The 26,268-nt window shown below is 62.7% G+C and carries 15 protein-coding genes and 1 pseudogene; 5 read left to right on the top strand and 11 right to left on the bottom strand.

Annotation, left to right across the window (positions count from 1 at the left end):
• Positions 1-5: 5 nt before the first annotated feature.
• The 6 genes from treZ to HV796_RS31100 all read right to left on the bottom strand — a co-directional run bounded on the left by treZ (position 6) and on the right by HV796_RS31100 (position 14,845).
• Positions 6-1,898 (bottom strand): malto-oligosyltrehalose trehalohydrolase, encoded by a 1,893-nt coding sequence (gene treZ, locus HV796_RS31125; protein WP_175231565.1) that lies wholly within the window; start codon positions 1,896-1,898, stop codon positions 6-8.
• Between the two features lie 209 nt (positions 1,899-2,107).
• Complete coding sequence (glgX, locus tag HV796_RS31120) at positions 2,108-4,375, bottom strand: glycogen debranching protein GlgX (RefSeq protein ID WP_175231562.1); 2,268 nt, start codon at positions 4,373-4,375, stop codon at positions 2,108-2,110.
• 147 nt (positions 4,376-4,522) lie between these two features.
• A complete protein-coding gene (gene glgB, locus HV796_RS31115; protein WP_175231559.1) occupies positions 4,523-6,760 on the bottom strand; it encodes a 1,4-alpha-glucan branching protein GlgB in 2,238 nt (745 codons plus the stop codon).
• Entirely contained in the window at positions 6,753-10,211 is a 3,459-nt protein-coding gene (treS, locus tag HV796_RS31110; RefSeq protein WP_175231556.1) for a maltose alpha-D-glucosyltransferase, read from the bottom strand. Before treS ends, glgB begins: the two co-directional genes overlap by 8 nt.
• Before the next feature lie 9 nt (positions 10,212-10,220).
• A complete protein-coding gene (locus HV796_RS31105) occupies positions 10,221-13,658 on the bottom strand; it encodes a maltotransferase domain-containing protein (RefSeq protein WP_175231553.1) in 3,438 nt (1,145 codons plus the stop codon).
• Positions 13,659-14,179: 521 nt separating this feature from the next.
• On the bottom strand, positions 14,180-14,845 hold the full coding sequence (locus HV796_RS31100) for a DUF1345 domain-containing protein (protein WP_175231550.1): 666 nt from the start codon (positions 14,843-14,845) through the stop codon (positions 14,180-14,182).
• Positions 14,846-15,127: 282 nt separating this feature from the next.
• Here HV796_RS31100 and HV796_RS31095 point away from each other — a divergent pair, with 282 nt between their 5' ends.
• The 4 genes from HV796_RS31095 to HV796_RS31080 all read left to right on the top strand — a co-directional run bounded on the left by HV796_RS31095 (position 15,128) and on the right by HV796_RS31080 (position 19,638).
• Complete coding sequence (locus tag HV796_RS31095; RefSeq protein WP_175231547.1) at positions 15,128-15,691, top strand: sugar dehydrogenase complex small subunit; 564 nt, start codon at positions 15,128-15,130, stop codon at positions 15,689-15,691.
• Positions 15,684-17,279 carry a GMC family oxidoreductase gene (locus HV796_RS31090; RefSeq protein WP_175231544.1) on the top strand — a complete coding sequence of 532 codons (1,596 nt, stop codon included), beginning with the start codon at positions 15,684-15,686 and terminating at the stop codon, positions 17,277-17,279. Before HV796_RS31095 ends, HV796_RS31090 begins: the two co-directional genes overlap by 8 nt.
• Before the next feature lie 19 nt (positions 17,280-17,298).
• Positions 17,299-18,747 carry a cytochrome c gene (locus HV796_RS31085; RefSeq protein WP_377694794.1) on the top strand — a complete coding sequence of 483 codons (1,449 nt, stop codon included), beginning with the start codon at positions 17,299-17,301 and terminating at the stop codon, positions 18,745-18,747.
• A gap of 153 nt (positions 18,748-18,900) precedes the next feature.
• Positions 18,901-19,638 carry a metallophosphoesterase gene (locus HV796_RS31080; RefSeq protein WP_175231541.1) on the top strand — a complete coding sequence of 246 codons (738 nt, stop codon included), beginning with the start codon at positions 18,901-18,903 and terminating at the stop codon, positions 19,636-19,638.
• Between the two features lie 108 nt (positions 19,639-19,746).
• Here HV796_RS31080 and HV796_RS31075 read toward each other — a convergent pair whose 3' ends face one another.
• The 3 genes from HV796_RS31075 to HV796_RS31065 form a co-directional block, all read right to left on the bottom strand.
• Positions 19,747-20,517, bottom strand: coding sequence for an RES family NAD+ phosphorylase (locus HV796_RS31075; RefSeq protein ID WP_175231538.1), 771 nt, complete (start codon positions 20,515-20,517; stop codon positions 19,747-19,749).
• Positions 20,514-20,951 (bottom strand): MbcA/ParS/Xre antitoxin family protein, encoded by a 438-nt coding sequence (locus HV796_RS31070; protein WP_175231535.1) that lies wholly within the window; start codon positions 20,949-20,951, stop codon positions 20,514-20,516. Before HV796_RS31070 ends, HV796_RS31075 begins: the two co-directional genes overlap by 4 nt.
• Positions 20,952-21,393: 442 nt before the next feature.
• On the bottom strand, positions 21,394-21,903 hold the full coding sequence (locus tag HV796_RS31065; RefSeq protein WP_175231532.1) for a GNAT family N-acetyltransferase: 510 nt from the start codon (positions 21,901-21,903) through the stop codon (positions 21,394-21,396).
• 691 nt (positions 21,904-22,594) lie between these two features.
• Here HV796_RS31065 and HV796_RS31060 point away from each other — a divergent pair.
• Positions 22,595-24,031, top strand: a complete 1,437-nt coding sequence (locus tag HV796_RS31060) for a hypothetical protein (RefSeq protein ID WP_175231529.1) — start codon at positions 22,595-22,597, stop codon at positions 24,029-24,031.
• Between the two features lie 52 nt (positions 24,032-24,083).
• Here the strand turns inward: HV796_RS31060 and HV796_RS31055 are convergent, their stop codons facing one another.
• Positions 24,084-24,899, bottom strand: a complete 816-nt coding sequence (locus tag HV796_RS31055) for a hypothetical protein (RefSeq protein WP_175231526.1) — start codon at positions 24,897-24,899, stop codon at positions 24,084-24,086.
• 438 nt (positions 24,900-25,337) lie between these two features.
• Positions 25,338-25,963 (bottom strand): annotated as a pseudogene (locus HV796_RS31050) (tyrosine-type recombinase/integrase).
• Positions 25,964-26,268: the final 305 nt, after the last annotated feature.

Below are 26,268 nucleotides of genomic sequence, written 5' to 3'. Positions count from 1 at the left end.
GCGCGTCACTCCTGATGCGCGCGTTGGCGCGCATCGTGGCAGGCGGCATATTCGCTGACGTCGCCGGTCAGCCACGCGACAAACGACTGCGCCGGCAACTCGCCCGCATCGACGCGATCGCGCACGCGCGGCGGCGTTTCGAAGATCACTTTGCCGGGCGGCCGATCCTTCAGCGGCACCGCGTGGTCCGCGAGGTTCAGAACGACGGACAGCGTCTCTCCATCCGTGAGCGTCCAGCGCGCGCCGAGCGCGTTCGCGTCGCTGCCGTCCTGCGCGGTGAGCACCGTTGCGCCGAGCGGCTTCGCATACTTGAGGCGCGGCATGATCAGTTTCGCGCGCACCGCCAGCGCGGACTTGTAGAAATGCATCCATTCAAGGCGCTCGGGCGACGCGTCGTCGGCGCCGCGCGGCGACGATGTCGCGAGCGTGCGTGGATCGTTCGGATCGGGAATCTGTGCGCGGCGCTTTTCGTCGGCGTACGCGGAGAAACGCGCGAACTCGCGGCGGCGCCCTTCACGCACCGCGTTGGCGAGCTCGCCGGTGAAGTCGGTGAAAAACAGGAACGGTTGCTCCGAGCCGTACTCTTCGTCCATGAACAGCAGCGGAATGTGCGGCGACAGCAGCACGAGGCCGAGCGCGGCGCGCAATGCATCATCTGGACACAGCGAGCGCAGCCTTTCGCCCATCGCGCGATTGCCGACCTGATCGTGGTTCTGCAGAAACATCACGAACGACGTGGGCGGCAGATGGCCGCTCGCTTCGCCGCGTGGTTCGTCGTCGTGAATCGGCGACGGCTCGCCCTGATATGCAAAACCGCTCGACAGGACGCGCGCAAGCAGACGGATCGGCTGTTGCGCGTACGCGCGGTAGTAGCCTTCGGTTTCGCCGGTCAACAGCACGTGCAGCGCGTTGTGGGCATCGTCGTTCCATTGCGCGGTGAAGTGCGTGTCGAGCAGGTTCGCGGTGTTGCGCTCGTTCTCGAGCACCAGATGCACGTGTCGCCCGTGCTGCACCTTCGCGTGAATATGATCGGCGACTTCGCGCAGCCACTCGTCGTTGCGGATCGCATGGACCGCATCGAAACGCAGCCCGTCGAACCGGTATTCGTTGAGCCAGTACAGCGTGTTGTCGCAGAAGAACTCGCGCACTTCCATCCGCTCGAAATCGATCGCCGGGCCCCACGGTGTCGGCCTGTCCTCGCGGAAAAACGGCTTGGCGTACTGATGCAGATAGTTGCCGTCCGGCCCGAAATGGTTATAGACGACGTCGAGCAGCACCATCAGGCCGAGGCCGTGCGCGCTATCGATCAAGGCTTTCAGCTCGTCCGGGCGGCCGTATGACGAATCCGGCGCGAACGGCAGCACGCCGTCATAGCCCCAGTTGCGTTTGCCGGAGAAATCGTTGAGCGGCATCAGTTCGATCGCCGTCACGCCCAGCTCGACGAGCGCCGGCAGCCGTTTCATCACACCCGCATAGCCGCCGAGTGCGCCGACGTGCAATTCGTACAGCACCGCTTCTTCCCACGGCCTGCCGTGCCACTGCGTGTGCTGCCAGTGATACGCGCGCGGGTCGATCACTTCGCTTGGCCCGTGCACGTCCTGTGGTTGAAAGCGCGATGCAGGGTCGGGCACCGTCAGCTTGCCGTCGAGCCGGAAGCGGTACAGCGTGCCGGGGCCACACTCGGTTTCGAGATCGAACCAGCCGCCGCCGGATTCGGACATGTCGTGCACGCCGTCGCATGCGCCGCCTTCGATCACCAGTTCGACCTTGCGGCACGATGGCGCCCACAGCCTGAAGCGCGTGCGCGGCCGCTCGCCGCGCGCACCGAGCACCTGCGCGCCGAACGGCAGACAGTGCGCGTGTTGATGCGCGTGGGGATCAATCGCCTTGTCATGCATGATCGTCACCTTTCGTCATGCGGCGGTTGACCGCTTCCGCCGCTTCACCTGTGCCGGCCCGCCTGTTCCACCGCGCGTTTCAACCCTATCGCCGAAATCTGCTTCGCTGGGCCGCTCCGTGTGTCGTCCCGTGTCTCGTCCCATGTGCCGCCCCGTGTGCCGCGCGATCGGACCTGCCGGTCGCGCGCCGGGCCCGCGCGGCCGCGCAGTCAGATATCGCCAGTCTTCCCGTCGCCCGTCATCCGGTCGGCTTGCCCATCCCCGCCGCCGGAAGGCCGCGCCGCGAGCACCACCAGCGCGTGCGTGAGCACGTCCAGATCGGGCGCCGCGAGTGGGCGCGGCGGCGCGTCGGGCTCCGCCGAGTCGACTAGCACGTGCCATTCCAGATGCGGCGGCGGCGGAGTGAAGCGCAGTGTGCTGGCCGACGCGTTCAACATCATCAACAATACTTCCGTTTCGCCGGTGAGTCCTGGACCCGCGCGCCGCAGCGTAAATGCGCGGCCTTCAGGGTCCTGCCATGCTTCGATCGACAGCGATTCGCCGCGCTCGTCGAACCAGCCGACGTCGTAGAGCCCCGGCAGCACTTCACGGTCGCCGACCAGAAAGCGTGTCTCGCGCAACAACGGATGGTGTTTGCGCAACGCGATCATCCGCGCGACGAACGCCGTCATCTGCCGGCCTCGCGGCGACGCGGCTAGTTCCCAGTCAATCCACGACATCTTGTTGTCCTGGCAGTACGCATTGTTGTTGCCTCGCTGCGTGCGGCACGCCTCGTCGCCGGCGAGCAGCATCGGCGTGCCGAGCGCGATGAACAACGTGCCGATCATCGAACGCGCGACGCGCGCGCGGGTGGTTTCGATCGCCGCCGCGGCGGCCGTGTCGACGGTCGCGCGCTCGGCCGTGATCTGTTCGCCGGTGAGCGGTTCGCCAGAAGGCGGCTCGCCGTTTGTCCGGTCGGCCTGCTCGTCGTACGCCGGCGCGCCGGCCGGACCTTCGATGCCCCAGTTCGAGCTGTAGTTTTCGTTATGGCCGTCGTTGTTGTGTTCGCCGTTGATTTCGTTGTGCTTGTGCTCGTACGACACCAGGTCCGCAAGCGTGAAACCGTCGTGCGATGCGACGTAATTGACCGACGCGGTCGGTTTGCGAAAGCGCCGATTGAACAGGTCCGACGAACCCGTCAGGCGCGCGGCGAGGTCGGGACGCAGACCCGCGTCGCCGCGCCAGAAGCGGCGCACGCAGTCGCGAAAGCGGTCGTTCCATTCGGCGAAGCCGGGCGGATGATTGCCCAGCTGATAGCCGCCCGGCCCGATATCCCACGGCTCGGAGATCAGTTTGCGCTGCGACAGCACCGGGTCCTGGCGGATCGCGTCGAACAGGCCCGAGCCCGGATCGAAGCCCGAGGCTTCGCGCCCGAGCGTCACACCGAGGTCGAAACGGAAGCCGTCGACGTTGAATGCGGTCGACCAGTAGCGCAGCGAGTCCATCACCATTTGCAGTACCCGCGGGTGCGTGGTGTTCAGCGTATTGCCGCAGCCGGTGTCGTTGATGTGATGGCGCTCGTCGCCGGGCACGAGGCGGTAATAGCTTGCGTTATCGAGGCCGCGCCACGACACGGTCGGGCCGGTTTCGTTGCCTTCGCAGGTATGGTTGTAGACCACGTCGAGGATGACCTCGATGCCGGCCGCATGCAGTTGGCGTACCGCGATGCGCATTTCGTCGAGCCGGTGGGAAGCCAGATACGACGGTTCCGGCGCGAAGAACGCCGCGGTGTTGTAGCCCCAGTAGTTGCGCAAACCACGTTCGATGAGAAAACGGTCGTTCAGGAACGCGTGCACCGGCAGCAGTTCGACGGCGGTCACGCCGAGTTTCAACAGATGATCGATAAACGCCGGCGACGCGAGTGCGGAAAACGTGCCGCGCTCAGGCGGGCGCAAATCGTTGCGCATCATCGACGTACCGCGCACGTGCGTCTCGTAGATCACCGTGTCGCCCCACGGCACGTCGGGCCGCCGGTCGTGCGACCAGTCGCATGCTTCGTCGACCACCACGCATTTCGGCATTGCCGGCGCCGAGTCGCGCCGGTCGATCGACAGGTCGACCTTGTTCGAATGCGCGCGATAGCTGAACAGGGCGTCCGACCAGCGAAACTGGCCGATCAGTTTGCGCGCGTACGGGTCGAGCAGCAGCTTGTGCTGATTGAAGCGGTGACCGTGCTGCGGCTGATAGGGACCGTGCGCGCGAAACGCGTACACGGTGCCCGGATGCGCATGCGGCAGATAGCCGTGCCAGACCTCGTCGGTGCACTCGGGCAGCGCATAGCGCTTCAGCTCCTTGCGGCCACCCGGTTCGAACAGGCACAACTCGATGCTGTGCGCGTTCGCGGAAAACACCGCGAAGTTCACGCCCAGTCCGTCCCAGCGCGCCCCGAGCGGATAGGGCGAGCCCGGCAGCAGCCGGTCGGGCAATACGTGCGACATGGTTCCCGTTCCTTGTTTCGGCTAGTGCGCGCCTGTGCCTGCTTGTGCCTGCTCATGCGCGCCTGTGCGTTTTCGGGGCGTAACCCGCGCGGAGTGTTCCGTGCGGAAGCATCGCTCATTGCGCCGCTCACTGCGCGTGCACAACCGTCAGTCCGCGCGCAGCACGATCGTCGCAAGCGGCGGCAGGATCAGCGACGCCGAATGCGGCCGGCCGTGACTCGGCACGTCGTCGGTCACGATCAAACCGCCATTGCCGAGATTCGATCCGCCATACACCGCGGCGTCGGTATTCAGTATCTCGCTCCAGCGGCCATGACGCGACATCCCGATCCGATAATGGTGGCGCGGCACCGGCGTGAAATTGCAGATCGCGACGATCTCCCGGCCTGCGCCGTCCATCCGCCGGTACGCGTACACGCTGTTGCCCGCATCGTCGCCGATGATCCATTCGAAGCCGCCGGGCTCGCTATCCATCTGATACAGCGCGGGCTCGTCGCGATACATCCGGTTCAGGTCGCGCACGAGCTTTTGCACGCCGTGATGCATGTCGTCGTCGAGCAGATGCCAGTGCGGCGAGCCATCGTGATCGAACTCGGCCATCTGCCCGAACTCGCCGCCCATGAACATGAGCTTCTTGCCCGGGTGCGTCCACATAAAGCCGAAGTACGCACGCAGGTTCGCGAAACGCTGCCAGCGGTCGCCCGGCATTTTGCCGAGCAGCGACCCTTTGCCATGCACGACCTCGTCGTGCGACAGCGGCAGCACGAAGCGCTCCGAATACGCGTACACCATGCCGAACGTCATGTTGTGGTGATGCCAGCGGCGATGCACCGAGTCTTCGTGCATGTAATGCAGCGTGTCGTGCATCCAGCCCATATTCCATTTGAACTGGAAGCCGAGACCGCCGTTGTCGACTGGCGCGGTCACGCCGGGCCACGCAGTCGATTCCTCGGCGATGGTGATCGCGCCATGCACGCCGGGCATATGCTGCACTTCGTGATTCAGCCGCTTCAGGAACGCGATGGCCTCGAGATTCTCGCGGCCGCCGTAAATGTTCGGCACCCACTCGCCGGCTGCGCGCGAGTAATCGCGATACAGCATCGACGCGACCGCATCGACGCGCAAGCCATCGACGTGATAACGCATCAGCCAGGCGAGCGCCGACGCGACCAGGAACGCGCTGACCTCATTGCGGCCGAGGTTGTAGATCATCGTGTTCCAGTCCTGGTGATAGCCTTCACGCGGGTCCGAATGCTCGTAGAGCGGCGTGCCGTCGAATTGCACGAGACCGTGCGCGTCGTTCGGAAAGTGCGCGGGCACCCAGTCGAGAATCACGCCCAGTCCCGCTTCATGCGCACGGTTCACGAAGCCGGCGAACTGCTCGGGCGCGCCGAAGCGGGCCGACGGCGCGAACTGCGCAAGCGGTTGATAGCCCCATGAACCACCGAACGGATGTTCGGCGATCGGCATGAACTCGATATGCGTGAAGCCCATCTCCTTCGCATAGGGGATCAGCCGGTCGGCGAGCTCGGACCAGTCGAGGCCGCGATGCCCCTCTTCCGCGATGCGCAGCCACGATTCCGCATGCACTTCGTAGAACGAAACCGGTGAGCGCGGCGTTTGCTGGTGGCCGCGCGACTCCATCCATTCGCGATCGGTCCACGCGAACTGTTCGATCTTGTCGACGTGCGCGACGACTGACGCGGTGGCCGGCGGCTTTTCCGTCTGCATCGCGCACGGGTCCGCTTTCAGCGGCAGCGGATGACCGTCGCGCGTCAGCATCTCGTACTTGTAGCGCGTGCCCGCGCCGATCTGCGGCACGAACAGTTCCCAGACACCCGCCTGATGGCGCAGCCGCATCGGATGGCGCCGGCCGTCCCACGCGTTGAAGTCGCCGACCACGGAGACTCTGCGCGCATTCGGCGCCCATACCGCGAAGCGCACGCCGGGCACGCCGTCGAACACGATGGGCCGCGAACCGAGGCATTCGAGCACCGCATACGGATCGCCCCATGCGACGCGCTGTAGCGGCTCGTCGCCGAGTACCGGGCCAAACGAGTAGGTATCCTCGATTTCCTGCACCGGCCCGTGCCAGTCGATACGCAGCCGGTAGGGCACGGCGTCGCTGACCGTTCCGGCGAAGAGTCCGCCAGCATGGATCGGTTGCAGTTCGCCAAGCAGACGTCCGTCGTCGCGCGCGACGACACTCACGTGCGCCGCGTTCGGCAGCATCACGCGCACGACCGGCCCGGCGTCGGTCTCATGCATGCCGAGCTGCGAGAACGGGTCCGGATGGCGTGCATCGACGAGTGCATTGATATCGAGCGGATGCAATCCCGCCCTCGTACTTTCCGTGGCGTGATGAACATGGCTTTGCTCACTCATAGTCGCCCTCAGCGGGGTTCGGCGGCTGCGTGCCGCCCGGTGGATGCGGTGCCGGCATGCCGCCAGGCGGCGTGCCCGTGTCGCCGAGCAGGCGGCTCGTGAGCGCGGCGAGTCCGCGTACCGGCAGGCCGAGCCACGATGGCCGGTTGGCCGCCTCGTAGCGGATTTCGTACGCGGCCTTTTCGATCAGGAACAGGTCGAGCAACGCCTGCTCGTCGGCGGCCGCCACCAGCGGCTGTGGAGACTCCTCGGTCGCCGTGCGGTATTCGGCGAGGAAGGCCTCGGCCGCATGCGTGCGGAAGCGGTCGAACAGGGCGCGCTTGCGGTCGGCGGTCGGTTGTGGCGCGGCCTCGGTGGTCGATTGCGCGGCGGCGCTGGCATACGATAGCGAGCGCAGCAACCCCGCGACGTCGCGCAACGGGCTCGATTTCGCACGGCGTTCCTCGAGCTTGCGTGCCGGTTCCCCTTCGAAGTCGATCAGGTAGGCGTCGCCCTGTGAGACCAGCACCTGACCCAGATGGAAGTCGCCGTGAATGCGCGTGCGCAACGCGCTCGCGTCCGCCTTCACGAGGTTTTCAACCGCTTCGACCAGCAAGGCACGCCGGTCGAGCACGCTGCGCGCGAGCAGCAGCGTGTCGTCGGACATATGATCGACGCTCCTGTCGAGCAGATCGAGCGCCGCCGCGAGCATGGACTGCGTGCCGTCGATCCACGCGCGCACCTGTTCGGGCGTCGCGGGCTCGGGCGCGAAGGCGGGGTCGTCGGACGGCGCTGCGAGGATCACGTGCAGCTCGCCGAGCCGTTTGCCGATCACGCCGATAAACGACGCGTAGCCGTCGAATGCTTCGTCTTCGTTGATGCGGTCTTGCGTCGGCTCGCCGTCGCCCGCGAGCGCCAGCTCGTCGATCGTGCGGCGCAGATAGTCGAGCGCCCAGTTCCATGCATCGCCCTGGTTGTCGATAAAGCCTTGCAGGATCGACAGCGTGTGCGGAACGTTCTGCGGATCGACGCGCACCACTTCGCCGTACAGCGGCCCCGTGTTCGCATAGCCGTGCTGCGTCAGGTAGCGGGTCATCTCCGCTTCCGGATTGACGCCGCTCATCAGGCGCCGCACCAGCTTCAGCACGATCGTGTCGGCGATCACGAGCGAGCTGTTGCTTTGCTCGGCCGCGAGCCAGCGGACCTCGGGCGCGTCGCCGAGGTCGAGTTCGTCGAAGCGATCGGTCGGGATAAAGCGGATTTCGCTCTTCTGCACGGTCGGCACCGCGGCGCGCTGGCGCAGCTTGCGCAGAATGCCGTAGGCGAATTGCGGCAGCGCGAAGGCATCAGTCAGGTGGCCGATATTGCGCGCACGCCGCACGCGCGCAAGCGCGAGCTGCATGAAGAGCGGCGTCGTCGTGTCGGCGCCCCAGGTGATCGCGAGCGGCAACACATAGCGTTCGGTGTGGTCGCCGACCTCCGCTTCGATTTCGGTGAAGGCAAAGCCGGCCTCCGGAATCGTCGTTAGCGCGGCGAGGCGCACCGTGTTCAGCTTCTGGTCCTTCGATGCGAACCAGCGGCGCCGCACAAGCCACGACGGCAGCACCTCCGATTCGAGCAGCCGCACGTTCTCGGGTGTCGGGCCCGCCTGCCCTTCGCGGATCACGATCGTCACGAAATCGGGCAGCGCTTCGGACGGCGCCTGGCTCCAGGTTGGCCGCTGATTGCTCGAGCACAGCAGGAACCACAGAAAGCCGTACGGCGGAAAGGTCAGCAGATAGCTGAGCTGGCCGATCGCGGGGAACACCGAGTCCGACGTCATCTCAACCGGCACGGTCCCCGCGAATTCGGACAGGTCGAGTTCGACTGCCTGCGGCGCGCGCGACAGATTCGCGACGCACAGAATGGCCGGTTCGCCGGGCATCTCGCGCAGATACGCGAGAATCTTGCGGTTGCTCGGCTTCAGGAAGCGGATCGTGCCACGCCCGAACGTGTGCTTCGAGCGGCGCGTCGCGAGCATCCGGCGCGTCCAGTTCAGCAGCGAATGCGGGTCGCGGCCTTGCGCTTCGACGTTCACCGCATCGAAGCCGTACAGCGACCCCATCACCGGCGGCAGCACCAGCTGCTCAGGGTCCGCGCGCGAGAAACCGCCATTGCGGTCCGACGACCATTGCATCGGCGTGCGCACGCCGTCGCGGTCGCCGAGGTGAATGTTGTCGCCCATGCCGAGCTCGTCGCCGTAGTAGATCACCGGGGTGCCCGGCATCGACAGCAGCAGCGAGTTGATCAGCTCGATGCGGCGGCGGTCGCGTTCCATCAGCGGTGCGAGACGCCGGCGAATGCCGAGGTTCAGCCGCGCGCGGCGATCGCTTGCATACGTGTTCCACAGGTAGTCGCGCTCGGAATCGGTGACCATCTCGAGCGTGAGTTCGTCGTGATTGCGCAGGAAGATCGCCCACTGGCAACTGCCGGCAAGATCCGGCGTCTGCTTCATGATGTCGGTGATCGGAAAGCGGTCTTCGCTGGCAATCGCCATATAGATGCGCGGCATCAGCGGGAAGTGGAAGGCCATATGGCATTCGTCTTCGTCGCCGAAATATTCCTGCACATCCTCCGGCCACTGGTTCGCTTCGGCGAGCAGCATCCGGTTCGGATACTCGGCATCGATCGTCGCGCGGATCTTCTTTAATATCGCGTGCGTTTCCGGCAGGTTTTCATTGTTCGTGCCTTCGCGTTCGACGAGGTAGGGCACCGCGTCAAGGCGCAGCCCGTCGATGCCCATATCGAGCCAGAAGCGCATCACCTGCAGCACTTCGCGCATCACCGCGGGGTTGTCGAAGTTCAGGTCCGGCTGGTGCGAGTAGAAGCGATGCCAGTAGTACGCGCCCGCGACCGGGTCGTGTGACCAGTTCGACGGCTCGGTGTCGATAAAGATAATGCGCGTGCCGGTATATTTCTGGTCGGTATCGGACCACACGTAGTAGTTGCGATGGTTCGAGCCGGGCTTCGCACGACGCGCGCGCTGGAACCACGGGTGCTGGTCCGACGTGTGATTGATAACGAGTTCAGTGATCACGCGAATGCCGCGCGCGTGCGCGGCCTGGATAAAGCGCTTGACGTCGCTGATCGTGCCGTAGTCCGGATGCACATTGCGATAGTCGGCAATGTCGTAGCCGTCGTCCCGGCGCGGCGACGGATAGAACGGCAGCAGCCAGACCGCGGTGACGCCGAGTTCCGCGATGTAGTCGAGCTTCGCGAGCAGGCCGGCGAAGTCGCCCACGCCATCGTTGTTCGCGTCGAAGAACGACTTCACGTGTATCTGGTAGATGATCGCGTCCTTGTACCAGAGCGGATCGTCGGACAACATCGAAATTTTACGGCGTCGCCCGGGCCGCTCCTCGACCGGCTCTTCGACGGTCGGATCGGCAATGGTCGCCTGTACTGCGCTTTCAGAAGGATCGTCACGCTTCATGTCGCACCTTCATTCTGAGAGGGGGTCTGCTGAACCGCCGGCGGCGGCCGCATATTCGGCTTCCGGGATCGTTTCGCGCGGCAGACCGCCTGCGGGCTCGATGCGCCAGATCGCGAAAGGCCGGGTGTTCGGATCGAGTTGCACGTGCTGCCAGCGGCCCTGCCACTGGAAGCGTTCGCCGCTCATCTGGTCGACCACGTCGAGTGTGGCGTGATCGTGCAAGTACCAGCGATTGAACGTCGCCCACGAGAGTTCGATGTCCGCGCCCTGTTCGTGGAACGGATCGAGATTGATCGCGACGACGATCACGTTATCGCGCGCATCGGTCGCTTTCTCGAACAACAGGATGTGGTCGTTGTGCGCGGGCAGGAACGAGAGGCCCAGATGCGTATGCAGCGCGGGGTTCGTGCGGCGAATGCGATTCAACGCGGTGATTTCGCCGACGATATTGCCCGGCCGGTTCCAGTCCCATGCACGCAATTGATACTTTTCCGAGTCGAGGTATTCCTCGCTGTTCGGCAACGCAGCCGCTTCGCACAGCTCGAAGCCGCTATAGACACCCCACAGCCCGGACAGGGTGGCCGCCAGCGCCGCGCGGATCACGAAGCCCGCGCGGCCCGAGCCTTGCAGATGCCGCGGGTTGATGTCCGGCGTGTTGACGAAGAAATTCGGCCGGAAGTAGTCGCGCAGGCTGGTCTGCGTGAGTTCGGTCAGATACTCGGTGAAGTCGCGCTTCGACTCGCGCCACGTGAAGTACGTGTATGACTGCGAGAAGCCGACCTTCGCGAGGCGCGCCATCACGCGCGGCCGCGTGAACGCTTCCGACAGAAAGATCACATCCGGGTGGCGCGCGCGCACATCGGCAATCATCCATTCCCAGAACGGCAGCGGCTTCGTGTGCGGATTGTCGACGCGGAACGCGCGCACGCCGGCATCGACCCAGAACAGGATTACATCGCGCAGCGCGATCCACAGGTCGGGCTTCGCATCGCGCGCATAGAAGTCCGGGTTCACGATGTCCTGATACTTCTTCGGCGGGTTTTCCGCGTAGCGCAGCGTGCCGTCGGGGCGCCACGCGAACCACGTCGGGTGGTCCTTCAGCCATGGGTGGTCGGGCGAGCATTGAATCGCGAAGTCGAGCGCGATTTCGAGGCCATGGTCGTGCGCGGCGGCGAGCATGCGGCGGAAATCATCGAGCGTGCCGAGTTGCGGATGCACGGCCGTATGGCCGCCCGCTTCGCCGCCGATCGCATACGGACTGCCGACGTCGTCCGGGCCGGCCGTCAGCGTGTTGTTGCGGCCTTTGCGGTTGGCCTTGCCGATCGGGTGAATCGGCGGGAAGTACAGCACGTCGAAGCCCATGTCGCGGATGCGCGGCAGCTTACTGATCACATCGTCGAAGGTGCCGTGGCGGTGCTCGTCGTCGCTCATCGAGCGCGGAAAGATCTCGTACCAGCTCGCAAAACGCGCGGCCGAGCGTTCGGCGTCGATCTTGTAGACTGCGCCGTCGCGCGACAGCGAAGGCCGGTGGCGCGCGGCCGCGACCGCTTGCGCGGTCGCCGGCGCGAGCACGATCTGCAGGCGGTTCGCGGTGTCGGCCTTGGTGAACGCCTTGACCACCGCTTCGAGCGGCTTCGGGTCCGCCCCGCCATCACCGGCCGTTTCGATTTCGGCAAGCACGAGTGCGAACAGATGTTTCGCTTCTTCGAGTTCGAGATCGACGGGCTGGTCGGCGTTCAGCTTCTTCTGCATATGGTCGACCAGCGACGCGAAGTCGTCGCGCCACGCGATCACCGTGAACTCGTGACGGCCGACCCGCTCGAGCGGAATGCGCGCTTCCCACAAGTCGTTGCCCGCGGGTTGCACGGGCGTCATCGGCGCTTCATGCCACGCGGTTTCATCGGCGGCGCGCCAGATTACCGCGGCGGCGATCTTGTCGTGTCCTTCGGCGAAGATCGCGGCGCTGACCGGGATGCGTTCGCCGACCACACGCTTGGCCGGAAAGCGCCCGTAGTGGACCGACGGCGTGACGCTTTCGATCGCGACGCGCGGGGCCGCGATCGCGTCGAGCACGGTCTTGTGCGCGGAGGTCTTGCTGGTGCGCTTGTCGGCGGGCGGCGCGAGCACCACCGGCTTGTCCGGCACCGCGCTCAGCAGCCGGAAGCCGGCGGGCGCGACGGCGAAGGGCTTGAGCGGCGCGGGCGGCAAGCGGGCATCGCTGTTGAGCGGCACGAAGCGCGTGAAGCCGCCGGGCACGCCGTCGAGGAAGCGCGCAGGGTCGCCGTGCACCGGTACGCTCAGTTCGGGATTGAATACGGCCAGCAAAGCTTCGTTCGCGTGGCGCAGATCGCGCTGGTCGCCGCGCAGCAGCACGGCGAGCGGCGCATCGGGCGCACTGAGCACGCGCAGTTCGCCGGCGGTCTGCAAGGTCCAGGTATCACGCTGCAACGCGTTCGTGTGCTTGACGGACGTGCTCAGGTCGAAGCGCCGCGCATTGCATTGCCCGGCGAACGCGCGCGGATCGCCATGCAGATACGACATGGGTTCAGCGACACCGTATTCGAAGCCCATCGGCATCAGCCAGCCGGTGCCGATCGTGGTCGCCGCGGCGAGCGCGCGCCGATACACACGTTCGACAATGGTCGCGTCGTGCGTGTCGACGACATCGTGCACGAGACGCGTGCCGTACGGTGCCTCTGGGAATGCAATCGGTGCGCCGACACGCAATAGCGCCTGATGTTCGTCGAGCATCCATGGCGCGCGGAAGTCCCACCAGCGCGCCGACGAAAACACGCTATCGAAGCCGGCGCCTTCGAGGCTCAACACCTCGGCGCGCGTGAGGCCCGGCGTGGCCGCGAGGAAACGCGCCGACGGATGCTGCGCGCGCACGCCGTCGCACAGCCGCCGCCACACGGACGACGGCACGCGATGCGGCGAATCGAAGCGAAACCCGCCGATGCCGGCTTCGGCGAGCGCACGCATCACCTGAGTCCACCAGTCGATCAGTTGCGCGGCCGCATCGCCGTGATAGTTCGCGTAGGCGACGTTGTCTTCGTGTCGCGCGTGGCGCGGATCGAGCCGTGCTTCCTCAGGTTCGAAAGGATGAAACCAGTCGCGATGCGCGTTGAACAGCGCGCCGTCGGCGGCGACGCGGTCGATCACCAGATCGGCTAGCAGCGTGAGGCCACACTGACGCGCGGATTCGGTGAGGCGCTGCAACAGTTCGGCGGCGGGCTGGCTGCTGCCGAACACCGGATGCAATTGCGCATGGTCGCTGACGATCTGCGTGTGCCCGGCGGCGCCAGGCTTAAACAGCGCACCAGCCAGCACATGGTCGAAGCCGAGTGCGGCTGCGTGCTCGAATTGAGCAGACCACACGTCGATCGGGCCGACAAGCAGGGAGTGAACAAAGTAGATCCGCGGCGCATAGGCGTGGGGAGCTTCCATCGATCGTTTCCAGATTCGTCCTGCCGCGGCGTGGATGCACCGTTTGTGCGATCACAACCGCTTATTGGGCTTTCAGAGCCGGATGCCGCGCCGGTGCTCGAGCGACGGCGCATGGGGGCATTGCGAGTGCTGCCTGTTTCCGTTGTAGAAGGTCCGACTGACCACTCGTCACAATTTAGTGCATGGAGCGACAGGACGCCTGGCTGATTCGCAACGCCGCTTGCAGCCGAGCACGATGCGACCGTTCCGCAGGCGCTGCCGGACCCAGGCATGTGGCACCGGGCGCACCGGACCCGTGACAAGGGCACAGGCCTTTGGGGAGCAAGCGTTATGCCAATCGGCAGGCGCGCAACCTGCCGCCGGGACGGAAAGTGCGGCCGGCGCGGCGCCCCGCTGACTCGCGGAGCGGGCGCGCCGTCGCGCGACGGCGGGCGCACCGCCGGCGGTGTGTAAATCGGGAGAATCGACCGCCGTCTCTTACATGTGCGGCCGGCGCGGCCGCGCCGGGACCCGAGCGGGGGTTACGATCCGAGCAGACCAGCCGCGATGTTGATGCACAGACCGAGAATCGCGACGTTGAAATAGAACGACAGAATCGATTGCGCGAGCGCCACGCGGCGAATCTGCCGCGATCTCAATACGACGTCGGACGTCTGCGAAGCAACGGCGATCGTGAACGAGAAGTACAGGAAGTCCCAGTAGTTCGGATCGAGCTTGTGATCCGGAAAGAGCAGCGCGGTTTCCTTCGTCATGCCGCTGAAGTAAAGACGCGCATAGTGCAGCGTGAAGATCGTCGGAATCAGGAACCACGCGCCGATGAGCGTCAGCGCGGTCAGCACATAGTGCGACACCCCGGGCGCGACGCTCTGGCCGCCGCCTTTCACGGTGGCGAGTTCAAGCACGATCGCGGCGATGCTCGCGATCGACGCGATCGACACGATGGCGAGCACGAAGCCCGCGCTTTCGTCCTCGCGCACCGCGAGGTCGCGGACCTGATCGTGATCCGCGCGGGCCATGTGAGCCCAGATCAGCACGAGGTAGAGCCACACGGCCGCATCCCAGCCGATCAGTGCGCGCGCGGTCGGCTTGACCGGCGACGGCAGTAGCAGCAGCGCGACCAGCAGGCCGGCGACGGCGCCAATCACCATGCGTGGCCGGTTACGGAGGGCTTGCGGGTACAGGTTCATTAGGATCTTTGATTGGAAGGGCCGATTCTACCGCGCGGTGCAGGGCTATTCGCAGGCCGATTGTCGAACGCTCGCGCGGACGTTATATTTCCCCGGCACAGTTTTACGCAGTCCGCTTGCGGGAGGCTTTCAAGCGAAGTATCCACGCAACGGCGTCGACGAGAGACCGCTTCAAGCGGCGCAGAGACCACGCATAGCAGGTATTGGGGCAGACCGCCCGTGAACGGCGCGCTTCGTTGATGCGCTTCGCGGGCCGGAATACGAACACGATCTGGAGCCCCTATGACAGATGCTGAAATGCGCAACGCGCGCGTGCGCTCGCCGCAGGCGGCGCATTCCGCGAGCCGCCGGGCGTGGCTCGCCGGCGCCTGTGCCTGCGCTGCCGCGCTTGCGGCAGGCGTCGCGGGCCGCATCGCAGCCGCATGGGCGGACACGCGTCCCCCAGCCGGTGGCGGCTTCGACGCATTTATCGCGCTCTCGCAGAAGCTCACCGGCCGCACCCGCTTCGACAGCGTGCTCGGCAAGCGCGCGTATGACGCGCTGTCGAAGGCGGACAACCAGTTCACGCAGAACATCGCGACGCTCAACAGCTGGCTGCTGAGCCACGGCGGTGTGCCGTCCGATACGGTCATTGCGGCGTTGCAGGCCGATACGCCGGTGCTCGCCAGAACGGTGACGGCGGTCGTACGCGCGTGGTATCTGGGCCTCGTCGGCGATCCGCCGCATGTGCAGGTCATCGCCTACGAAAGCGCGCTGATGTTCGATCCGGTGAATGACGTGCTGACCGTACCGTCCTATTGCCGCGACATTCCGTTCTATTGGTCGCAGAAGCCGACGAATGCGTGAGTCCGCCGACATCGTGGTCGTCGGTTCCGGCGTCGCAGGCAGCCTTGTCGCCCATCAGCTTGCGCTGGCCGGTGCTTCCGTGCTGATGATCGAGGCGGGGCCGCGCGTGCCGCGCTGGCAGATCGTCGAAAATTTTCGCAATTCGCCGGCGAAAGCCGATCTTGCGACGCCTTACCCATCGGCGCCGTATGCACCGCATCCGCAGTACACACCGGCGAACGACTATCTGATCCAGAAGGGCGACTATCCGTACCACGCGCAGTATCTGCGCGTGGTCGGCGGCACCACCTGGAATTGGGCGGCCTCCGCGTGGCGATTGCTGCCGCAGGACTTCCAATTGAAGACGCGCTACGGCGTCGGGCGTGACTGGCCGTACCCCTATGCAGTGCTCGAGCCGTGGTATAGCGCCGCGGAAGTCGCGCTCGGCGTATCGGGCCCGGATGCGTCGGTCGATCTCGGTTCGCCGCGCTCGCAAGCGTATCCGATGCCCGCGTTGCCGCTTTCGTATCTGGACCAGCGCTTCACCGCGGTGCTCAACGCGAACGGCTTTCAGGTCGTGCCCGAACCGGTTGCGCGCAACAGCCGTCCCTACGATCAGAGACCGACCTGCTGCGGCAATAACAACTGCATGCCGATCTGCCCGATCGGCGCGATGTACAACGGCATCGTGCATGTCGAGAAAGCGCAGGAGGCGGGCGCGACGTTGCACGCGCAAGCGGTTGTGTACCGCGTCGAAGCCGATAGCAAAGGGCTTGTGACCGCGGTGCATTACAAGGACCCGGCCGGCAAAAGCACGCGGGTCACCGGCAAGCTGTTCGTGCTCGCCGCGAACGGCATCGAAACGCCAAAGCTGATGCTGATGTCGACGTCCGACGCGTTTGCGCACGGCATCGGCAACCGCTCCGATCAGGTCGGCCGCAACCTGATGGACCATCTGGGCACGCGGGTTTCGTTTCTCGCGAATGAATCGTTGTGGCCGGGGCGCGGGCCGATGGAAATGACGTCGGTGGTGAATTTCCGCGACGGCGCGTTCCGTTCGGATTACGCGGCGAAGAAGCTGCATGTGTCGAATGTGACGCCGACGCTGGCGATTACCTCGTCGCTGCTGGCGAGCGGCTTGACGGGCGCGGAGCTGGATCGGCAGATTCGCAACCGCGCGGCGCGTTTCGTGACAATCGACAGTTTTCACGAGCCGCTGCCCGATCCGCAAAACCGGATTGTGCCGTCGGCGGAACACAAGGACGCACTGGGTATCGCACGTCCGGAGATCTATTACTCGATCGGCGACTACGTGAAAAAGAGCGCGGCAGATACACACGAGCAGTACGCGCGGATCGCCGCGCTCTTCGGCGGCACTGAGGTCGCTTTCGACGATAACTTTGCACCGAACAATCACATCATGGGTACAACGATCATGGGCAGCAATGTTGCCGATTCCGTTGTCGATGCGGACTGCCGCACGCACGATCATCCGAATCTTTTTATTGCGGGCAGCAGTGTGATGCCGACCGCCGGCTCGGTGAACTGCACGCTGACGATCGCCGCACTTGCGCTGAAGCTTGCCGACAAGCTGAAGCGCGAAATCTGATCCAGCCCACGGAGCGACGATGACACATCCAACGTCTCGCGTGCGGTTGGCTGGTGCGGGCGACGCGTTGCGCGAACAGCGGGTCGCGCAGCAGCGGCGTTTGCATCGGCATCGAGCGGTCAATATGGCGACGCTGGCTGCCGCGTTCTCGTTGTTCGCGCTCTATATAGCGTGGCTCGAAGTGTACGGCGCAGGGACGGTCCGCAGCGATGAATTGCCGATGGCCGTCGCGATCGCGCGGGGGCCCGAGCAGGCTGATGGTGTGGACCGTGCCGGGCTCGTGAAACGCGGCGAGTACCTCGCGCGCGCGGGCAACTGCATGACCTGTCACACATCCGACAAAACCCGGCCATTCGCCGGCGGGGTCGCGATGGGCACGCCGTTCGGCACGATCTATACGCCGAATATCACGCCGGACCCCGACACCGGTATCGGCCAATGGAGCGACGCGGAATTTTTGCGTGCGATGCACGAAGGGATCGGCAAGACAGGCGAGCGGCTCTATCCGGCGTTTCCGTATCCGTCATACACGAAGGTGACGGAGCGCGATGTGTTCGCGATTCGCGCGTATCTGAACACGATCGTGCCGGTTCACAACACGCCGCCTGCGAACGAGTTGAGGTTTCCGTTCAATCAACGCTGGCTGATGCTCTTCTGGAATCTGTTCAACTTCGACGAGGGGCGCTTTGTGCCCGATCCGAAACAGAGCGCCGAATGGAATCGCGGAGCGTATCTGGTGGACGGACTCGCGCATTGCGGCGAGTGCCACACGCCGCGTAACTTCATACAAGGTTTGGCGTCGCGCGCACGCTTCTCCGGGGCGGTGCAGGCCGGCTGGCACGCGTTCAACATTACGCCGGACAAGGTTAGCGGCATCGGCAACTGGAACACCGCCGACGTCGTCGCTTATCTGTCGAACGGGGTCGCACCAGGGCGTGCCTATGCGGCGGGGCCGATGGCGAAAATCATCGAGGACAGCACGCAGTACCTGTCCGGCGAAGACCTGCGCTCGATCGCGGTTTATCTGCGCGCGCTGCCGCCGGTGCGCGGTGCGGAAAAGCAGCCGCGCGACACGCTTGGCACGCCGGCCACCGCCGTGACTGCGTTGCGCGGCGCTGTGCTCAGCGGTGCCAATGGTGTCAATGGCGCACAGCTTTTCATTGCGAACTGTGCGAGCTGTCACCGCTGGACGGGTGAAGGCGTGGGCGCGAGCGCGCCGGGTGCTTACCCGTCATTGATTCACAACAGCGTGACCGGCGCTGCCGATCCGGCCAACCTGGTGATGGTGATCCTGCATGGTGTCAGCCGTAAGACACAGCAAGCGGAGGTATGGATGCCGTCATTCGGCAATCAATTGACTGACGATCAGATTGTCGCGCTTAGCAATTACGTCACGGCGCAATTCGGTTATCCTCGCTCGTCGGTCAGCGCGACGCAGGTCGCGCAACTGCGCAAGCAGCCACAGTAACCGGCTTAACAACCCGTTCATAAATTGCCGGCACGATTTGCCGTTGCGCGACCGTTCAATGTGCAACTCGACGATACGATGTAGAGTCAAAAGTGCGATCGAACGATCGACAACACTCATACAGCCGGCGTGTCATCGCACTATCATCGAGAGATGGAGCCCACTCTGGTCACTACCGTTCAACATCACCCGGTGAATCGGGTCGGCCGGGACTTTGTCGTCGGCGATCTGCACGGTTGCGTCGACGCGTTGCGCTATCTGCTGCGCGAGATCGTGTTCGACCCCGCGCGTGACCGCCTGTTTTCAGTCGGCGATCTGGTCGATCGCGGAATGCAGTCCGAAGCAGCGCTCGCGTTGCTCGACAAGCCGTGGTTCTACGCCGTGCTCGGCAATCATGAAGATACGCTGTGCGGCGTAGCGGAAGGGCGTCTGCGGCGCAAGTGGTGGTATGACATCGGCGGACAGTGGGGCGAAAGCTTGTCCGACGAAAGGTTGCGCGACTACGCGCAACGTCTGCGTTTGTTGCCGATCGTGCGCGTCGTCGGCAGCGGTAGCGAGCGCTTCAATATACTGCATGCCGAGTTTTTCGGCACCGACGCCGAACTCGATCGCGGCGACTTTTCGAACGCGACGCGTCAGCGGCTTTTATGGGGACGCGACCTCGCTTTGGGCAACTACGATCCGGCCCGCGTGCGCGGATTGTCGACCACTTATTGCGGACACACGCCGGTACGCGACGTGGTGCAAGTCGGGGCACAGACTTTTATCGATACCGGTGCATTCGGGCCGGGCGGCAAGCTGACTGTCGTTGAAGCGCGCACGGCGCAGCGCTGGTCGGTGAGCGTCGATATGGCGCGTGCGGAAGGGGCGTCGGCGTTTGCGTTGCCTTGAGTGGCGAAGCAGGTTCAGGCGCCCGGTTTGTAGCCTGTGGTTTGTAGCGCGGTTCGCAGCTTCATTCCCATGATTTGCGCACCGGCTTCGCCCACGTTCGTTGCGCCGTCAACCGATCTGATTCAGTTCGAACACCACGTCGATCTTGCTGCCATTCCAGTTGTACTCGAGGTACGCGGCGTGATGACAGTCGCGTAGTAGCGTTGTCCGAAACGCGGCGAGACATTCGCCGCCTGCGTCGCGCACCGATGGATACACAACGCCGGGCGCACCTGCTGCCCGTACCGCCCGGCCGAGCGCTTGCCCGGCGGTGTAGTCGGTCGGCGACAGCACGGCCGGATCGAAGCGTGCGAGGGTGTCTTGCTTGATTTCCACATCCTGCGCGCCGGTACGGGTGGCGGGATTCGTCGCACCGCCTGCGCCGCTGCGCAAATCGACTGCATCGCCTTCCGCCAGCACGGTGTAGAGCCGCATCTGCTGACGCAGCGGCGGCTGCTGCGTGGCCGCCAGAAATAACGCCGAGTGATAGCGCGTTTCCGCGATCGCTGTCGCACGCGACGCCGCGCAGTAGAACACGCCGTAGGTGCCATCCGAAAAACGGCTGCCAAGCGGATTCAGATGGGTGAATGCCGCCATGATCGGCCCCCAGCCGGGACCGAAGCGGCGTTCGTCGCGTGGCACGAGATCGAGTTCGCCGACCTCGGTGCGCAGCCGGTCGTTGGTCATTGCTTCGAGCGCGTACAGCGCGTCGAAATCGTCGGGCGACGCGACGCGATCGAACAGATTGACCGCCGGAAAGCGCGTCGGCACGACGCGATACGCGGGCAGCCACGCGAGCGGCGACGTGGGCCAATGTTCCTGCCATTGCGATTCCGTCACGCCCAGCCGCCTCGCATTGCGTCGAGATACTGGCGCACCGCGATCAGATCGCTGATGTTGCCGGCCAGCAGCCGGTCCAGCGCGCGGCCGCCGCCGAAGGGCGGCGCGCTGTTCGGGCGCTTGATCCATGCATCCGCGGCGGCCGGTTGGGGCAGCAGAATTTGCAGTGCCTTGTAGATGCCGAGCAGCAGCGACAACCTTTCAAGCGTGTCGCGCGCGAGCCGCGCGGTTTGCGGCTCCGCCTTCCATTTGAAAAACGTCGAGCGGCCCGGCGAGCCGAGCAGGACGATCTGTTCGTCGGTGCTTAGGTCCCAGTCGTGGGCGATTTTGAAGAACGCGCGCAGGCCGGCGGCTGACATGCTGGCGAGCGACGGTTCGGGTTGGTTGCGCCGCGATGGTCGGGCGGCGCCGGCAATGGGTGCGGCTGAGGGCATGGTGGGAAGTCCTTAAATGAACTCTGATGCTATATTAGTCCAAATATGGATTTATGCAAGGGGAGTATGCCTGATGGTGGCCGGGGGCGTGCTGGTCCAGAGCCGCGAATGCCAACATTCGCGTGCTGCAACGGAAGAAGGCTCTGTCAGGTCAATCGCCGACTTGCTCGCGATGGGCCGGGCTCCGGCGCGCGGCATGAGAATGGGCTTATCAATCGGGTCGAAGTTCGGAAAGGGGCCGGTCGTTCGGGAGCGTTTGCTAACAGTATTTGCCAGCGACGATGCGGCAAATAGGAGGCGAGTGATCAGATGTGGCCGGCATGCTGGCTCATGCCTTTCGCTTAAGATCGTGAGGCTCTGTACGGGAACGATTGGTGGCATACGATCCCACTACAGCCGCTCCACTACAGCCGCTCGGATCGATGCAAAGCGGACGCTCAGCCTAGCTGAACATGTCGGCGAGCAACGCCCATCTCTCATGGTCTCGCCATTCGCCATTTATGCGGAGATAGCGTGGTGAAAGGCCTTCCTGTCTGAAACCCAACCGACGCACAAGTGCAATCGATGCAGTATTCCCAGGTTGAATGTTTGCCTCCAGTCGATGCAATCCAAGTTCGCTGAACGCAAAGCCGATAGCCGCTCGTAGTGCCTCCGTCATCAATCCGGTCCGGGCGAAGTTCAACATCCCGTAATACCCGAGATATGCACTCTGAAAAGCGCCTGCGACTATCTCGTTAATGTTTACTACGCCGACAACTTTATTTGATGCTGCTTCACGCGCAACGAGACCGACGTTCGGTCCGGTGAGGCTGCGTGCAAACCAATTATTGAATCCCGTTTGATCGGTAAATGATGTGACCCAAGGTGAGTGGTAATCCTGACTTGCCAGGTTCCCGGCGATCAACTCGGCGGCGTCGGTGCGCATCACGCGATGTATTTGGATGATGCTCATGAGGCTCCATTTGATAGGCGTGCGGGACCAGGATTGTCGCCGGTATGAATTCGCCGGGTCAAGGTCTGGAATTGGCTTGGCGGGCGGCGGAAATCGACCCACAAGGGGCATTCAGGTCCTGCGTAAGCGGCCGTTCGACTGGGTGACAAACTGCCGTGAGTGTGGCTCGAAGCCCACATTGACGACGGAGGTGGGTCAGTTGTTTGAACATGTGATCTTCGTCGAAAAAGCTCATTAACACTCATCGCGCGTAGTTCGAGGCCAAACGTCTGGAAGACTTGCGACGAATAGGACTTTTTCACCATTCACTCATTGCATTAGCTGAACCGTATCGCGAAAGTACCAGCATCGGATGATGCTCAATATCGCCAGATCGATCACTTGTTCACTTACCACGGTGTTCTATGTGAGTCAATATTCGATGCAAATTGGAGTGAATCCGTGAGGCTGGACCATGATTCCACGCAAATCAACAGGCCTACAAGACAAATCACTTTGGCCGGCCGCATTGGATAATGCGAATTGCTGTTTTCGGGAAAATTGCGCTTCGCATATTATTCAATCCACGACGCATTATATTAGACTCTTTTTAACTAGCAAAAATAAATTCGTCGACGATCTCATTGAATTCATCTAATGTTTCGGGTGCCGTTTGGTTATCCTATCCACCACGGTATCCTTATTTAAGATCATGAAAATCAAGGCCGTCTTATTGGGTTTGATCGCCGCGACTAGCGCTTTTTTTAGCGCTATTCCGGCTTCAGCAGAAACCATAGATGCGCAATCCCACGTTTCGGGAATGAGTGCGCCCGACATAACCCCGCCCTTCTCCAATCTCAAAGCGTCAGCTTCGAAGGCGGTCAAGGTCCCACCAACAGCTGTTTCAGCAAAGCGGTTTCAGTCGCTTCGAACAACTCGCCAAACTGAGTTCAATGCGCAGGATGTCGCGCCACCCGTAGCGGGTTGCGCAGATATTCAAGTCGGATCGGTATACAGCGCAACCACGGCAGCGGTCGGCTTCACCGACTGCTTTGAATTTGTCACGGCAGATGCCACCAAGTACGTGGGATACGTCGCCAACCTGCCATTCAACGAAGAGCATGACGCTCATCTAGTGCAAGTCAATTCGGATGGCTCACTCACGTATCTTGATGACGAGCGCGACACGTCTCAGAACAAGATCGTTCAAGCCATCCCCGGCGGCCCGGTTAGACTCTTGCTGCTAGTTGATTCGCAGTCGGGCGCCGGTGGTGCGTCGTTCCTCTTTCAAGTGCTTGGAACAACAGGCTACGACTCATATGAGCCCAACGACTCGATACTGCATCCCACACAATTAACGGGTTTTCAGTTGATTAACGGGAATCTCGATTCTCCTTCGGATGTCGACTACTACGCGGTCACGACCAACCAGAATCAAACGGCGAATCTGGTCGCGTTCACTGCGACCACGAATACGCAAACTGCGCAACTTGAGACGGCACCGAACACTTGGGCCACGCTCACGCCCGGCGTCATGTACACCGTGACTTCGTCGGCTGGCGCGACCCTCATGATGCGCGTGTACGATAATGGAACAACTGGCGCGTCAACTTCTGGCGTAGTCGGCTCGCAAGGAACAGCGAAGGCGGCGACAGCATCGACATATTCCCTGCGCGTCTCCGACGCGGCTGGTACAGCGGGCTTTTTCCAGTTCTTGGATACCGAGAATATTTCGCATCTGGCTCCCGGCGGTGAGAACGTTGCACGCACAATCGTCGCGGGTGTCGCAGCTTGGGACCATACGGGCAATCTCCGACTTCCGCCAGGAGAACACGTTGTTATCCAAGTGTATGACACCAACCTTGGCGCATCGCCTGTTTTATTGAGCAGTACGGACGGCTATACGGGCGATCCTGGCGGTAATCTGTTTGCCACGTTGAACATCGGCAATTGCCAGGGAGGAGGAACCGCGGAGGGGCAATTTCAGACGACGGCCGTACCGGCTGATCACTACGACATCACCTATAACCCGAATTCATTTGCTTTGGCGTATCTGGCTAACAACCCGCCACAGCAGATCACTCCGCCATTTGCAGGTCTAAGCCGCTTCGTGCATATCTGCTCTGAAAGATACCTTGGACGTTATTAAAAATGAATGGCCCGCTGTCGCGGGCCATTATCATCCGTAACACAAAAAGGGGTCAAACAATAACGTGCACACCAAGCGACGTCATATCCGAAGGGTAAAACTGCGGCAGGGCATCCCAATTGTCAAAAACGTTAATCTTGGTTCCATAGAACACTCGCCCCGAAGGGCTAACATCCGCAGCCGTGCCGTTAGCTAGTGCTTGGGCCCCATGCATAAAGCTCAAGAAACCGGTGGCAGTTTCCGGGTTCTGTGTTAAATCAATCTTGGCACCATCCGAGTCGTAAAATGAATCCTGCGAATTCAAATTTCTTGTGGCGTCGGTGCCGAATCGCTTGAACAACTCCATGAAGCCCACCAGATTGTCTGCCTGCTTGCTCACTGAGTCCAATTGATCATTCGTGAGTGACGAACCCGATGAATCCGCTGCGGTCGAGTAGCTTGCGACGGCGTCGTCATGGAAAGTATTGACTGCCTGAACAAGTGCGCCATTGCTATTTAGCATGTCCTGCAGCCATTTTCTGTCGCTATCACGAAGAGAATTGGATGTTACCTTGATGGACCCATTGTCAGCCTGAAAATCGAATTGAGCGTTCGCAAGATCCGGACGTTGTGCAATCAACTCCTGCATCGAAGAGACAAGCGCCGAAGCAACGTGTTCTGCGTCTGAGCCAAGTTTCAGATTAAGTGAAAGTGCCTTCAACGCATTTGCGAGCTTTGCTGCATCTGCTTTCGGATCATCGGCCGCAAGTGTGGCAGGTACGGCCGATGCTGAATCTTCGGCAAACGCTTGCATCCTCGAAGCTGAACCAAGACCGGGTTGTGTAGCCGTCAAGACTGCGGCGTTCGTTGGATCAATCGATAAAGCCATCTCCCACTCCTGTCGTCGGGCAATGCCAATATTACGGCGATCTGTCGAATAACTTTAGGCTTCTTTAAAACGAAGGAAAATGGATGCGTTTTGGGTAATTGTCTGAGTGAAAATCTATTAAGCAATCTTCGAGGCATATATTTGTCATCGAATTGACATGCAACGACTGATTGGAGTGGTGTCGTTACAAGTAACCGCTTTCCGGTTCGACAACAAACCGATGAGCATAGCTGTCGGCCGCTTTGTCATGAGTTCCTTCAACGACAGTTCAAGCTCAATGGGCCAGCAAGCACTGAAGGCAGAGCAGCGTGGAATTTCTCATTCAGAGAGGATATGCAGCATAGGATGCAGCCTTCGGATTGTCGACAATGTACCCGGTGGTGTCGAGTGGCCGCTCGTGGCCGGACAACGTCCGATTACGGTCCGGCCATTTGCCGCTCAGACCTCGGTCTGCTCAGCCATCTCGAGCGCGTCGTCGACCTCGATGCCGAGGTACCGGACGGTCTTTCAAGCTTGGTATGACCGAGCAGTAGTTGTACCGAACGGAGGTTCTTCGTCCGGCGGTAGATCAGTGATGCTTTGGTCCGGCGCATCGTGTGCGTTCCATACGCGGTGTCGTCAAGTCCGATCGAACGGACCCAGCCATGCACGAGTCGCGCGTACTGACGCGTCGAGAGATGCGGCGACGCATGGATCCGCCCCGGAAACAGGAAGTCGGCCGATGTCAGCGCCGCTGCCTTGATCCAGGTTTCCACGCTATCCCGCGTCTGCTCTGTGATCTCGAACTGCACCGGCCGCTGCGTCTTCTGCTGCATGACCGTCGCTCGGGGCACTACACGTGAGCCAAGGCACACGTCGCGCACCCGCAATTTCGTCAGGTCACAAGCGCGCAGCTTGCTGTCGATCGCGAGATTAAACATCGCAAGATCGCGAGTTTTCGCCCCCAGTTGCAGGCGAATTCGGATTGCCCAGATTTCCCTGAGCTTCAGCGGCGGCTGCTGCCCGGTTAGCTTGCCCTTGTTCCACGGCACGCAGGGCACGCGGTTGCCCGCAATCGTTTCCATGATGATTCTCCTTTCAAGGGAAAGGAGAATCAGTCTGCGCCTCAGCCGATGGGCGATACCCGACCCACGAGGGACCGTGGCCTGTGCTCAAAGCGGCCGTTCAGACAGGCTCCGCGCGCCGCTTTGCTAACAAAATACCCGCCAGATTCCCGGAGCGAGGCAGGTGTATTGACCACAGCCTGGATATGGTGAAGGTTTGGGATGGTGGCTACACCTTGAACAGGTGGATCAACTGATCGTACATTCAACATTTTCTGGCAAATGTACCCGGCGGTGATACCAACAAACAATCTGCTGGCCGTCGG

Source organism: Paraburkholderia humisilvae (genome assembly GCF_902859855.1).
Classification (GTDB): Bacteria; Pseudomonadota; Gammaproteobacteria; order Burkholderiales; family Burkholderiaceae; genus Paraburkholderia; species Paraburkholderia humisilvae.
The sequence above is the reverse complement of the archived record's forward strand: the minus strand, read 5'-3'. Positions and strand labels throughout refer to the sequence as shown.